Below are 14,742 nucleotides of genomic sequence, written 5' to 3'. Positions count from 1 at the left end.
TGGGTATTAGGCAAGAGATATTTAAAACGCAGGATTTACGCTGTTCCCCAAACTTTCAAGAAGCGGTTGCTAAAGAAATAGCTCACGCACAAGGCAAAAAAGGCGCAGAGAGAAGAAGTTGAAGATTACTAGCTTCTGAGTAATTTCATCGACCAAATAATTGCTTTTGCTCCGAGTAGACGTGAATAGACTTGTCCTTCTCGATTGTGGATGATAAAATCGGCAGTTGCACTACTGGGTGTTTTGGCTTTCACTTCACAAGAAACGTAAAAGGGTTCATTGGGTGGTGTGGTTGCAAATTGTTCATATTTTGCGACTTGTCCAGGTAAGCAACCTTCTTGATGAAAATGCTGTGTCCAAACCCAGAGTGCGTGCATACTTAGGTCAGTTGTATATGGATTTACCCATTGGACTGGAAATTGTCCTTGTTGTTTATCTGAGATTTGTTCCCACAAGCATTGTGTAGTAATTTTTTCTGTGGTGATATTTAGAACTTTTTGGATTTCTTGAAAAGAGGGGCCATGAAATAATGTAGTTTCTCCATTTTGATAAAAAGATTTGTCAGTGAGAGTGATGATATTATCTGGTTCTAAATTCACTGCATCATAAATTGGGATAGTGGGTATTTCTAGTAATAGTTGGATTTGGGCACTGAAATGATAAAATGTTTTTCCATTTGCATTTTTGCTCGATATTTTGGTGTTGAATGTAATCTGTTGAGCATTAGTTTTAGAAATCTCTTTAACATCTAAAATATATTCACTTGCCAGACTTTCATTAAAAGTAATTCCTTTCAAAATTTTGAAATCTTGAGCAGCAAAAAATCTATATCCTGGATAAAGTTGTTCGCAAGAATCAATCATCCATGATAGAGCGCATGTAGCAGGTAACACTGGAGACCCAGCTATCACATGATCCAATAAAAATGGATTCTCTTCTACTGTCATTCGGCGGCGCATCCGATAGGTGCATAGTTCAGAATCTAACTCCCTAGCCAAGGATATTAGAGGGCTACCAATGACAACTTGTGTATTTTCTCGATAGGCGGAATGCAATTCGTTGACTAACATTTGTGTCCCAGCTTCTACAGGAATCACTTCGATTCCTCGTTCAGCAAAAGCCTTTTTAAGTTCTGGTGACACCATCCCACTATCCCAAGCTCCCCAATTAATTGCCACTACATGACATGAAGGATATTGTTGTTTGAAAATATGCCCTGATTTATTCAGAATCTCATTAGCGATCGCATAATCAGATTGTCCAATATTTCCATGAAAACCTGTTACAGAAGAAAACAAAACTAAATGCTGAAGTTCACTAGGGTTAATGCAAGTAAGTAGATTTTCTAATCCTTGAACTTTGGCGGTGTAAACTTTTTCAAAATCCTGTTCTGTTTTCTTTTCAATTAACTTATCGGCTAAATTTCCAGCGCCGTGGATAATTCCTGTAATCGGCCCAAGATGTTGCACAGCATTGGCAAGTTTTTCTTGTAAAGCTTGCGTATCTGTGACATCGACGCTAATATATTCTGCTTTAGCTCCTGTTTTTTGAATTGCTGCTAGGGTGTTTTTAATTTCGCGGCTGGAGGTAATTTTGTTATATATCTTTTGCACACTCATGGGTGTGGGCTTCTCTCCTTGGGAAAGAAGATTTTCCATGATGCATTTTTTCAATGCTGATTCATCAGAATTTTGAGCATAATCTGGCTCGGTTTCTAATAGTTCGGAGCGACCAAGGAGGATGAATTTGCAGGGTTGCTGTTGGGCTAATTTGATAGTACACTCAGCCGTAATCCCTTTTGCACCGCCGCTCACGACAAAAACAGATGATGGACTAAGCTGGGCTGTTTGTGTCATAAATCCTCGTGAATAACTGAATAAATTTGGTTTTTTTATTGGTCAGTTGAGTACTGACCAATAACTACTTATTTCCCGAAGGGAGAAGATTTAATTCTTTTTACGAACCGCCAAGACGCCAAGGACGCCAAGGAGGAAGAAGAGGTAATTTTGTAGTAGGAAGGGATTTAATCGGCGATAATGGTGACTCGTCCTTGTGAGCCGTAGCCAACTTCACTAATATAAAGGTTGGGATCGTGAAGCTCGGCTATGATGTTTTGTACTGACTGTTTGGCGTCAAGTCTGGGGCTGAGGTCGATCGCACGAGTAAAAACTTTTGGCCATTCCCATCTCAGGGTTTTGGTTAATCCGAATAAACCAGCGCCGATCGCTCCGAAGTTGACTTTGTACTCTAAGCCAAAAGCGCCATCGAGGTGAGCAACTGTGCAAAAACAACTACGTCCATGACGTGCGGCTTCGTTGAGGGAGGGTTTGAGGTGTTTCGCCATTAAAAATACGTGCTTGACGATCGCCTTTTCCTGTTCGTGATAGGGAATTGTCCCGGTGTGATTTCCGACAAATATCGGATGGAGATGGATGAAGGCCCCAATCGCTCCGCAGTGAGATGCGATCGCTTGCAATTGTTGTTGGAGATGTTCTTCACTCAAGTTTGCTAAGGTGACACGGGTTACTCCTGCGGGTAAGGGCGCTTGTTGGGGGATGAGCGATTGGGGGAAGCTGACAACTACTACTTTCCAGCCTTTCTCGATTAGGGATTCAGCTAATTTATAAGTGGTGAGGGAACCATCATCGGTGATTAAACCGATGTGTCCCTCTGGTAACGTGAAATCCAAATAATCGGGCTGTGGTAAGCTTTTGAGTTTGACGGGATGGCGCTGGATATTATGCTCTAATTCGGGTGGCTGTTGGACAAACTCAGGCTCAGACTTTTTTTTTTCACCTCCAGCCAACTGCTGTAGGTAATCGACTATTTGACCGATGGTGCGGAGGTCTCCGAGTTCTTCGATATCTGGCTTGGGTAAGTTGGGGTACATTTCTTGCATCGCCCCTAAGATTTCTACCCGTTTGATGGAGTCAATCCCTAAGTCGGCTTCCATGTCCATGTCCAGTTCCAGCATCTCAACTGGATAGCCGGTCTTATCACTGGTGATCGCTAGTAGGGTTTGACCTAAGTCTACAACTTCATCAGTTACAGTGGGTTCTGGTGCTAGGTTGAATGTGACAACTAGGCTTGGTTCAGGTGAAGTGACTACCTCAACTACGGGTGCAGTCTCTACTGGAATCAGGCTTGCTTCAGGTGAAGTGACTACCTCAATTACGGGTACAGTCTCTACTAGAATCTCGGTTGGTTGTTGTATTTCGTGAACTGCAATTTCTACAGAAATACTTTTGGAAGCCTGGGATTGCAGATACTCGACAACTTGACCGATGGTGCGGAGTTCTGCCAGCTCTTCGATATTGGGCTTGGGTAGGTTGGGGTACATTTCCTGTAGCGTCCCTAAGATTTCCACCCGTTTAATAGAGTCAATCCCTAAGTCCGCCTCCATGTCCATGTCCATTTCCAGCATCTCGACTGGGTAGCCGGTCTTGTCACTGGTGATCGCTAACAGGTTTTTATCCAAGTCAACAATATCTATGGTTGCGCCAGATACAGGTGCAGCAGTTGTGGGTGCTGGTTCTGGGGTGAATGCAACAACTTCTGGAGGTGAGCTAATTTTGACTACAACTTCGGTTTGAGGTTCTACTACTGGGACAGGCTCTACTGTCTCGATAGGGAGTGGAGAGAAGAGATTAGGGAGTAAAGAAGAGGAATTTTCATCCTTCTTAGAAGTGAGAGATACAGGATCAACTACAGGTACCACCTGGGGAGCGGGGGGGAGAGGTGCTTGGGTAATAGTTGAGCCATTTTTTGCTACTGGCTCAGTTACAGGCAAAGGCTGGCTTTCTACTATCTTGGTAGTAGGGGGTACTGGTGCATCAGTAACAGTTGTTTCTGTGGTGAACGGATAGCGTACCCCGTTGCTTAGTTTCTCTGTTAGTTGGCTTGTTCCCTCACCAGAGATGATTTGAGAATATTCTTGCTGTATGAGTTGGAAAAAGTTTTTGGTATATTCCAGTTGCTCTTGGAGATATTGCTCATGGATGCGTAGGGTTTCACCTTGTTGGGAGTGAAACTGCATCATGCTGCGTTCTAAGCTTTCCATGACAACTAGCTTCATTTTGGCAGTTTCGGCTGTTGATTTACTTTCACTCAACAAGGAATTCTGCTGCTGCATCAGTTGGAAAAACGCTTTGGCATATTCCATTTGATGGTTGAGATAAGTTCCGTGAACTTGTAAATTCTCAGCTTGATTTTCCTGAAACTGTGTCAAAAGGTATTCTAAACTTTCTAAAAGCTGTTGGTAATTAGTAAGTTTTTCTGGTGTTGGTTGCATCTTAGATTCCTGGGCTGGTTGTAAAAGGGTCACAGGATTCATTTGTTGCTCTGTTTGGGTGATGATATTAGAAGTCACACCGTTCATTGCTGGGGCGGTAACAAGGGATGGTTTTTTATGTCCGTTAGTCTCTATCACTGCTAGAGGTGGAGTTACACCTGGGCTGGTAAACAAGGGAGCCGCATCAGAATGTTCAGGGGTGGGTAATGTAACTTTGTACCCATCCTGCAAAGCTAGAGCGAAGGCATTTTTCGTTTTTTCGGATCTATAGTTGATGCCGTTTAAACGGACATTTAATGTCTTCTTCGTCTCAATTGGGGGTAGAGTTTGAGGAAGTTGGTAAGGATCGAGGTTATTCAAAGCCAGACCAATTACCCGCAACTGCACAACTGCTTCTCGCAAAGAGCGATCGCTATTCTTTTGGGTGCTGGGGTTTAAAGATACGGTAATATGAGGGCGATCGCTAAGGATATCTTTTACCAAGTTGGTGAGAATTCTCCTCGGCCCAAATTCCACAAAGCAAGTACCACCGGCTGCATAGATATTTTCAATTTCCTGCTTAAACAGCACAGAATTGGAAAGGTGCGTTTCCAGGATTTTTTGAATACCTTGGGGTTCTTTGGGATACTGTTTGCTGGTGACGTTGCTGTAAACAGGGATTTTGGGACTTTGGAACTTGACAGACTTAGTAGCGATCGCAAAGGATTTTTGAGCAAAGGCAATTAACGGTGTATGGAAAGCTGCTGAAACAGGTAACAATACAGCCGTATATCCTTTCTCGTGTAAAGCCTCTCTGACTCTGGCGATTTCTGCGGTGGGGCCAGCTAAGACAAATTGAGTTGGAGAATTTTGATTAGCGATCGCAACTAGGGGAAAATGTCTCAGCACTGCTTCGACTTTGCTGATATCTTCTTTCACAGCCAACATACTACCCGCATCATGATCCGGGTCTTCTGGAGCCGCCATTGCTTGACCCCTAGCTTTCACTAAGAACAAGTAATCTTCTGTACTCAAAACTCCCGCAGCCCAAAGCGCTGTCAGTTCCCCAAAGCTATGTCCCGCCACAAAATCTGACTTGAACCCGGCTTGTTGCAGTATGCTGTACATCCCTGCACTCAACACCCCGATGGCTGGTTGAGCGTATTCTGTGCGTTGTAAGGCAGCAATTTGGGCATTTTTTTCTGCTTCCTCAAACACCGGATGAGGAAAAACGATTTCTGAAAGCGGCTGTAAATTATCTTTGATTAACAGACTATCCATATAGCCATGAAGACGCCGCATCAAAGGAAAATTCATTACCAGTTCCCGGCCCATCTCCAAGTATTGCGAACCTTGACCAGAAAATAGAGCAACAACTTTTCCACCCAACTCCATACCAGAGGCGCGGTAATAAATCCCTTGGGGATGCTCCCAAGATGCTGCTGTTCCTTTGTGTTTCAGCCAGTCAATGCTAGTTTGCAACAACTTGCAAGCTTCTTCGAGATTCTCAGCTACAAACCCAAATCTGGCAGCAGAGAGGGGAATCTGTGGCGATTTGCATTCTTTGACTAATTGTGCATAATGTGTTTTTGCTTCAGGCGATCGTAACTTACCTAAAATCTCTTCAGATTTGGTCAGCAATTGGTCTACTGTCGGAGCAAACAACAGCACTTCGCTAGCACCACTGTGTAAACGGTAAGCGTGGTTTTGGTCGGCTTCATATTCTTCTAAGACGACGTGATAATTGGTGCCGCCAAAGCCAAAAGAACTCACACCTGCACGTCTTGGCGCTTCCCCTTCTGCACGAATCCAAGGTCTGGTTTCGGTATTCAAATAAAAGGCGGAATTTTTAATGTTGAGTTTCGGGTTCGGCTCGGTGATATTAATTGTGGGCGGTAATACTTTGTGATGTAATGCCAAAGCAGTTTTAATTAAACTCGCCGCACCCGCAGCCGCTTTTGTGTGTCCAATTTGCGATTTCACACTACCCAAAGCGATGTGTTGCTTTTTGTGATCATGTTCGCCAAAGAAGTCTTTTAAAGATCCGAATTCTGTCGGATCTCCAGCCATTGTACCGGTGCCATGTGCTTCCATCAAACCAACAGTCGCGGGAGAAAAGCCGGCATCTTCATAAGCACGTTCTAAAGCTTTGATTTGACCTTCTTTGCGGGGAGCATAAATGCTCTTGTAGCGCCCATCGCTGGAGGTACCAATGCCTTTAATTACGGCATAGATTTTATCGTTGTCGCGTTCGGCATCTTCCAGGCGTCTGAGGACAATCATGCCGATACCTTCACCCAGCATCATCCCATCAGATTTAGCATCGAAAGGTTTGACATTTTCACTGGGAGAAACAGCCGGTGTTTTGCTGAACGATATGAAAGCCATGATGGTGTTATCAGTATCAACACCACCAGTTAGCATCATGTCAGAACGATGCTCAACTAGCTCACTAATTGCCATCTTTAAAGCACCGAAGGAACTAGCGCAAGCGGCATCAACTACGCAGTTCATCCCGCCAAAATTTAGACGGTTGGCAATTCTACCCGCGACTACGTTAGCTAACATTCCAGGGAAAGCGTTCTCATCCCACTTCACATAGGCGCTTTTGATTTTCTCGACGATTTTTTGTGTATCCTCATCGGATAAACCGCTGCTTTTGAGTGCTTTTTCCCAAATCGGATATTCTAACCTGGCAGAAAGTGGCATTCCTAACTGCTTGGCCATGGCCACACCTAAGATTACCCCAACAGTCTCACGGCTAAACTCACGTTTTTCACCATAACCTGCATCTTCCATCGCCTCTTTCGCAATCACTAAACTTAACAGTTGCGATACATCTGTGACTTCCAAAATGCTGGGCGGTATACCAAATTCCATCGGGTTAAAATCTACCTCTGGAAGAAATCCGCCTCTTTTACAGTAGGTTTTATCTTCAGTAGTTCTCGGATTCGGATCATAATAATCTTCGACGCTCCAGTGAGTAGAAGGAACATCAGTAATACAGTCAATTTTGTTTACTATATTTTGCCAGTATTCCCGCAAATTTCTGGCTTTAGGCAATAGAGATGCCATCCCAACAATGGCTATAGGATTGTGTTGTAATTGTCTGTTAATTTTGTTAATTGACATTGATTTATCTGACTTCATTTTTTTTTCCTCTATAGACCTCTTCACAGCCTTTTCACAATTATTGATCAGGCTCTCTAACTCTGTTAAGGCAGTATCAATTGAATAAGCAGACATAGGGCATAGTGAGAACTGTGGATTGTGTAGCTACAGTAATTTCTGTTGCCTATTAAATAATGCAAATCTCTCCTTTTCTAAGCAGTTAGCTATCCTATCTCCGCTAAATGCTTGTCTCAAAATCGACACCACACGACATATACTGCCCTGATAAAGCCCTAGATTTATAGGCGATTTTGGTACACTGCGACGCCGAATAGCCCGTCGTAAACATCGCACAAAAATGTTAGACAACGCTAGACTCTTGATATTGTGGCAATAGGTCGATGACGTTGTTAAAACTGGTAAAATAGTCTTGGAGTGTAATAACTGCTTGACCAGTGAATTCAATCCATTTGTAATGGTAGAGATTTTGAGCAATGGTATCCCACTGGAACAATGAAAACTGAGGAGTAGCTAAGGGAACAGAAACGCTTTTTTCGCCCAAAACTGTTTGATTATTTAGCTTAATTGCAGCAACGCAGCTGGAGTTCATGACAACGTTCTGTATCTTGATAAATGTCATAGCCAGTTTCAACGTCCAGGATAATTAGTTTATGGGATTTGACCCAGCAAAGTTGACAAGTTCGTTACAGAAAAGACACCACCTTTAATCCGAGTTTATGCAACTTAAAAAAGTAATTAAACGATCATAAGGTGATCACAAAGCAGTTATATTTAGTTATTTTTATCTTTAAAACATCAATTAAATAACTAGTTTGTATAACCACTTTAAAGCATTGAATTAATAAAAACACTAACATACTTTACAGAAACTAAATTATTTCTTTAAAGTTATTTTATAAATAAACCTCCACTATTACTGATGTGAATTTGGAATAAAATTTGCAAGGTAAGTATAATTTATAACTAGTTAAATATGTAAAATATTTTGTTATCTACGGGTTAGCCATAAATTTGCGCTGGATTAAGTTAATAATGCAAATCTATTGTCTAGTGAGTAACAATTCAATGAATACATAGATAAATTGAATAATTCTAGGTATGTTTTCTCAGAGAAACATCATAATTGAATCAAAGTTTTGGGTTATTTTTCAATATAAGTCAACTTCAGAAGCAAAGCGGTTATTTATAAAGCAAATATTAATTTTTAGTATGTTGCTTGATAAACATAATCATGATTGCATCAGTTAAAAGAGAGATTATAAACCGCAGCTACACAAGGCTTTATCCACATTTTTATAACAGTTAAAGTATTACGCTAACCTACATCCCGCCTAGAACTTAAGTTCAGCGGCTCAAAAGCTCTCTATTTTCCCTTTCACCAAGGATAGCTATGTACATCGCTTCAAATTCTGTATTTATAGCGATTCTCAATTGCATGGAATACAGACCATTCGTAGGGACACAGCATTGCTGTGCCCTGCATCCGAAGGAGAACTGCTATAGTCTTCTTGAGAAAAATGCAAGTTATTAGCCTCATAATTTATTCCAAGGCGGGATGGTAACGAAGCAGAGGATTTCTAAGGATGTTGGTAATAACAAGGAACAAAATCCCTTATCAAAGGTAAACAAGCTTCCGCCACAGTGTACTAGTGTATTTTTAGATGTCCGCTGGCGTAATGCACCAAAGGTATCACTTCATGCCTTTAATTAGTAAGAGCAAAACTGGTAAGAATGTCTGATAGTACACAACCTAGCTAACAATAATCTGTTAGTAATATCAAATCTGCTTAACAATTAACCATCTGTTGGTATTCAATTAGCAAATTAGGGATTAGTGACGAGTAAATTTCTTCAGTCTCTAATCTGACTGGGATGAAATATTATAGTGAGAGAATCAGGACTTAGAAAAATTCAATTAATTGACAAAGATCCATTTTTACGCCATACTTAATGACAAGTTCATCCAAGTTTTTAGTTTGTTTTTATTAGTGCTTCGTTGTGATTGAGAGTTAAGTTTTCTGGTTAGCACTATTGTATTTTACGCTACTGGATTAGATGTCAAATTAGGATATAACTTAGGAAGCTTTGAAGTAACACGCCATTAATTTTCACGCCACAATAGTCAGTTTGAGCGGCAAATACATACAACAATTCATATAAAAGCAATTTAGACGCATCCACTTTATTAAGGTAGAAACTCTAGAGGAAAAGCCTTCTTGGTAATTTGCAGATGAGTCTATCCTAATGGACTAAATATAACCAGGCTATCCCTTTATAAAGCACAATTGGAATGAAAATATGGCAGTAAATAAAGAAAGCCGATTCTTCACAAAACCCGTAGGCCGATCGCAAGCAATTTTAGCAGCTTCTCTGACTTTAGCGGCCGGATTAATAGCTCTTTATAGTTTAACCCCGTTTTGGTCAAGGGCTAAAGTTCAGACACCGCAAGCGCTTCCTCCCAAAGCTGCCACTCCTGTGAAACTTGCTGTGACTGCCTTGGGTCGTTTGGAGCCAGAAGGCGAAGTTACTTCTTTGACTGCTCCGGCTTCCAATAATGGGGTGCGGGTAGAAAGACTGTTGGTGAAAGAAGGAGACACGGTTAAAGCAGGGCAATTATTGGCATATCTAGAAAATTATGGTCGTTCTAAAACCGCATTGCAACAGGCTTTAGACCAACTGCAAGTTTCCAAAGCTAAACTAGCGCAGGTGAAATCTGGAGCTAAAACCGGAGATATTGATGCTCAAAAGGCAGCGATCGCCCGTTTAGAGCCACAATATAAAGGAGACATTGCCACACAACAGGCGACAATCGCCCGCACCCAGGCTGAGGTAGACAATGCTCAAGCCGAGAACGATCGCTATCAACAATTATACAAACAAGGTGCGATCGCAGCTTCTATAGCAGATACTAAGGCTTTGCAACTAAAGACTACACAACAGCAGCTAACAGAAGCCCAAGCCACTCTCAAGCGAACTCAAGACACATTCCAAGAACAGAAAAAGCAATCACAAGCGCAACTCACCAGTATTAGTGAAGTGCGTGGGGTAGATGTTCAAGTCGCACAAACCGAAGTCAACAGTGCAACAACTTCTGTTCAACAAGCAAAAGCCGATTTGGATTTAAGTTACATCAAATCTCCCATAAATGGCAAAATATTAAAAATTCACGCCAAAACCGGAGAAGTCATCAGCGCCAACAAAGGATTTGCTGAGATAGGTAAGACATCTCAAATGTATGTGATTGCAGAGGTGTATCAAACCGATGTTCGCAAAGTGCGTGTAGGACAAAAAGCCACAATTACCAGCACTGCATTTACTGGAACATTAAAGGGAACTGTGAAAGAGATTGGTTGGCAAGTTGACAAGCAAGGCATCTTTAGCCTCAACCCTAATTCAGATACAGACCGCAGAATAGTTGAGGTGAAAATCTCTATCGATAATCCCGCAGATAGTCAACGGGTAGCTCGTTTAACTAACTTACAAGTGGATGTTGCCATTCATATTTAGTCATTAGTCATTCAAAAATAACTAATGACAAATAATAATTAACAAATAAATCCATGATTTTCAAAATTCCTTTGGGATGGCTACAGTTAGCCCAGCAAAAAGTTCGTTTATTAGTAGCTGTAGCCGGGATTGGTTTTATTGTGCTGCTAATGTTTGTGCAACTTGGTTTTCAAGATGCTCTCTATTCAAGTGCAACCGCACTGCATCAGAATCTCAAGGGAGATTTATTTTTAGTTAGTTCCCAATATAAATCTTTGACTTCAAATCAAAGCTTTTCGCGGACTAGTTTGTATCAATCTTTGGGGTTTGATGGCGTAGAGTCAGTTAGCCCCATGTATTTACAGTTTGCTAAACTGAAAAATCCGGCAACTAGTGAAAAATATTCAATATATGTTATTGGTTTTGATCCAGGTAACCCTGTGATGAATATCCCAGAAGTTGAGAAAAATTTAGATAAACTCAAAATTCCTGATGTCGTGTTTTTTGACCGGGGTTCTCGCCCAGAGTTTGGCCCAATAGCTGAAAAATTTAATGCCGGAGATACTGCACAGACAATTGAAATATTTCCCTTCAATTCATTAATTGGCTATAGAGTGAGAATTGGTGGTTTATTCAGCTTAGGACCTTCCTTTGGGGTAGATGGAAATTTAATTGTCAGTGACTCAACTTTCCTCAGGATAAATCCCAATAGTCGTCCGGCAGATATGATAGATATCGGTTTGATTACCCTCAAACCTGGTAGTAATGCAGAAACAGTACTGAAAAATTTGCAAGCAAGTTTGCCTAATGATGTCCAAGTTTTTACACGCCAAGGCTTTATTGATTTTGAAAAAAAATATTGGGCAATCAGAACACCAATTGGTTTTATACTTAACTTGATGTTGACAATGGCTGCGGTTGTTGGTGTGGTTATTGTTTATCAAATTCTTTACAGCAATATTGCTACGCAGTTCGTTGCTTACGCCACTTTAAAAGCTATAGGTTATGCCAATAGATATTTATTAAATGTGGTATTTCAGCAAGCTTTAATTCTGGCAATTTTAGGTTATATTCCCGGATTGATTAGTTCTGTGTTGTTATATAGTTTTGCAGCAGAAGCAACTAAATTACCAATAGTTATGACCATTAATAATGCATTGCTCATCTTAACTTCAACAGTATTAATGTGTATAACCTCAGGTGCACTTGCTATCAATAAACTCCGCTCCGCAGATCCAGGAGATATTTTTTAGCTGATTCTTAGTAGCAAAATAATCAAATTATTTTGCCCTGATATAGACTCATAACTAAGCATTAGTGCAGCCTCTCCACAGAAAAATTACTCCTGGGATAAATTTTAGATTTTAGATTAAAAGTCTTTACTAAAATTTAAATTTGGCATATTTTGAAGTCTTTTATCTAACAACTCCAATTCACCTATTTAACAATAATCCCAACTTTATGAACCTCAAAAACCAAACCCTCCTAATTACTGGGATTGATGAACTTGTCGGTTTGCGTGCAGCTGAGTTAGCCATAGCGCAAGGAATGAAGGTTCGTGGACTGCAAAGTTCTAAAGAACAGAACAAACAATTACAGAATTTAGGTGTTGAGGTAATTATTGGTAGTATCACTGATTCTACCACTGCCCAAAAGGCTTGTCAGGGAGTAGACATTGTTTTACATACATATCAAATTGCCGAAGAAGCTGGCGCAATTAACCATTTTCGTGATATCAATGTTGGCGGTACTATCAACATAGCTAAAGCTGCTAAACAGGCTGGTGTCAAAACATTTGTGCATCTATCCAGTGTGATGGTTTACGGTTTCAACTATCCGAATGGTGTTACAGAATCCGGGCCACTCTCTGGCGAAAATAATCCATATTGTCAAACGAAAATAGAAGCCGAAACAGCAGTATTAGAACTGAATAATCCGTCAGATTTTGGCATCATCGTTATTCGGGCCGGAGATGTTTACGGACCAGGAAGTATTCCTTGGATAGTCAGACCAATTCTGATGATGCGTCAAAAATTATTTGCCTGTGCCAACGATAGTAACGGAGTAATCAATCATGTATATATAGATAACCTGATTGATGGCATCTTTCTAGCGATAGAAAAAGAAACCTATGGTGAAATATTTAATATCACCGATGGACAAGAAACTTCCTGGAAAGAGTATTTTATGCGTTTAGCAGCAATGGAAGGTTTATCAGCACCCCTCTCATTATCAAAAGATGAAATCAAGTTGTTTGTAAAACTACGTGTTCAAGGACAAAAACTTTTTCGCCAAAAAGTTGATATTTTACCTGAGTCCATAGATTTTATGACTCGTCCCTATGCTTGTTCCATTGTCAAAGCACAAAGCCTGTTAAATTATAAACCAACAATTGACTTAGAATCAGGAATGCAGCAAACACATAAATGGCTGCAAAAAACAGATATTCAAAAGCTGATGAAATAGTCCACAGATTTTCGTAATCATTGTTGGATTGTAAGGAGTTGGGAGTTAGGGATTAGGGGTTAGGAATTAGGAGTATAGACGCGATTAATCACGTCTGTACAGGAATTAGGAGTAGAGACGCGACGCCAGTCGCTACAACGGGGGGAACCCCCCTTCGGGTTCACCAGTCGCCTACGGCGGGAAACCCGCCTACAGCGCTGGATTCACCGCAACGCGCTGGCTCATTAATCACGTCTGTACAGGAGTTTAGAATTTGGTACAAGATGTGAGATATCAAAGTATTCTTAATTCTGATTTCTGGATTCTTACGTTGCATCTACCTGAAATTAGCTGCAATTAAGCATAAAATAATCCACCTATTTTCCGAATACTTGTTTTCTATGATTGGGAATCAGCCACGATTGAGCATCGGATTACCTGTATACAATGGTGAGAAATTTCTCAAAGAAGCCATAGATTCACTCTTGGCTCAGACCTTTGAAGATTTTGAAATAATTATTTCAGATAATGCATCTACAGATAAAACTGAAGAAATTTGTAGAGCATACGCCGAGCAAGACCAACGTATCTGTTACTACCGTAATGACAATAATATTGGTTGTGCCCGTAACTTTGATCGCGTCTTTAAATTGTCTTCAGGTGAGTACTTTAAGTGGGCAGCCTATGATGATTTACATGCTCCAGATTTTATCAAAAAGTGTATTGAGGTGCTTGACCAAGATCCTACCATCATCTTGTGTCACTCCCAGACATATTTCATTGATGAACAAGGGAATTTTCTCCAAAATTACGATATCGAACTCAAGGCAGATGCACTAAAACCACAGCAACGTTTTAACGAATTGCTGACCAAGCATTTATGTTATCAATGTTATGGAGTAATTCGTACCAGTGCCTTGAGAAAGATACCGCCTATGGGTGGTTACGGTAATGCAGACGGAATTCTCTTGTTAAGACTTGGTATTCTCGGTAGGTTTTATGAAATCCCTGAAAACCTGTTTTTTGCCAGAAGCCATCCGCAACAATCAATGAGTATGTATTTCCCTAATTATTTGTTGTTTACTAACAACAGTAAAAAACCCTCATTGAGTATGCTGCCTGATTTTTATGCATATACAGTATGGTTTGATTCAGCAAAGAAAGGAAAAATTTTATTGCCACATTGGAGAATATTCTGGGAATATGTACTCTCCATATGGCGTAGTCCCCTGAGTTTGTATGAGCGGCTATGTTGTCATATAAGTCTATATCAGCATTTAAAAGGGACACAATATCTTTTGCTGAAAGATTTGCTAAAAGTGCTGCAAGTACTTTGGAAAGGTTGGTATAAAGCATCAATTAAAAAACCACAAGTCACGCTTTGAATAAATCGGTTTAAAAATAAAAGC

At 40.6% G+C, this 14,742-nt stretch carries 7 protein-coding genes; 4 read left to right on the top strand and 3 right to left on the bottom strand.

What is annotated here, in order from left to right:
* Positions 1-128: 128 nt before the first annotated feature.
* The 3 genes from V7K35_RS11015 to V7K35_RS11005 all read right to left on the bottom strand — a co-directional run bounded on the left by V7K35_RS11015 (position 129) and on the right by V7K35_RS11005 (position 8,021).
* Complete coding sequence (locus V7K35_RS11015; protein ID WP_335078858.1) at positions 129-1,856, bottom strand: SDR family NAD(P)-dependent oxidoreductase; 1,728 nt, start codon at positions 1,854-1,856, stop codon at positions 129-131.
* A 167-nt stretch (positions 1,857-2,023) separates the two neighbouring features.
* Positions 2,024-7,516, bottom strand: a complete 5,493-nt coding sequence (locus V7K35_RS11010) for a beta-ketoacyl synthase N-terminal-like domain-containing protein (RefSeq protein ID WP_335078855.1) — start codon at positions 7,514-7,516, stop codon at positions 2,024-2,026.
* Between the two features lie 226 nt (positions 7,517-7,742).
* The gene (locus V7K35_RS11005) at positions 7,743-8,021 is read right to left on the bottom strand and encodes a hypothetical protein (protein WP_335078853.1); all 279 of its coding nucleotides are present in this window, start codon (positions 8,019-8,021) and stop codon (positions 7,743-7,745) included.
* Between the two features lie 1,679 nt (positions 8,022-9,700).
* On the opposite strand from V7K35_RS11005, the gene V7K35_RS11000 reads away from it, so the two are divergent.
* From V7K35_RS11000 to V7K35_RS10985, 4 genes are all read left to right on the top strand, one after another.
* On the top strand, positions 9,701-10,909 hold the full coding sequence (locus V7K35_RS11000) for an ABC exporter membrane fusion protein (protein WP_335078851.1): 1,209 nt from the start codon (positions 9,701-9,703) through the stop codon (positions 10,907-10,909).
* A 53-nt stretch (positions 10,910-10,962) separates the two neighbouring features.
* The gene (gene devC, locus V7K35_RS10995; protein WP_335078849.1) at positions 10,963-12,141 is read left to right on the top strand and encodes an ABC transporter permease DevC; all 1,179 of its coding nucleotides are present in this window, start codon (positions 10,963-10,965) and stop codon (positions 12,139-12,141) included.
* Positions 12,142-12,349: 208 nt separating this feature from the next.
* Positions 12,350-13,354, top strand: coding sequence for an NAD-dependent epimerase/dehydratase family protein (locus V7K35_RS10990; RefSeq protein ID WP_335078847.1), 1,005 nt, complete (start codon positions 12,350-12,352; stop codon positions 13,352-13,354).
* Positions 13,355-13,734: 380 nt separating this feature from the next.
* The gene (locus V7K35_RS10985) at positions 13,735-14,718 is read left to right on the top strand and encodes a glycosyltransferase family 2 protein (RefSeq protein ID WP_335078845.1); all 984 of its coding nucleotides are present in this window, start codon (positions 13,735-13,737) and stop codon (positions 14,716-14,718) included.
* Positions 14,719-14,742 lie beyond the last annotated feature (24 nt).

This window comes from Nostoc sp., from assembly GCF_036917275.1.
GTDB lineage: Bacteria > Cyanobacteriota > Cyanobacteriia > Cyanobacteriales > Nostocaceae > Nostoc.
The sequence above is the reverse complement of the archived record's forward strand: the minus strand, read 5'-3'. Positions and strand labels throughout refer to the sequence as shown.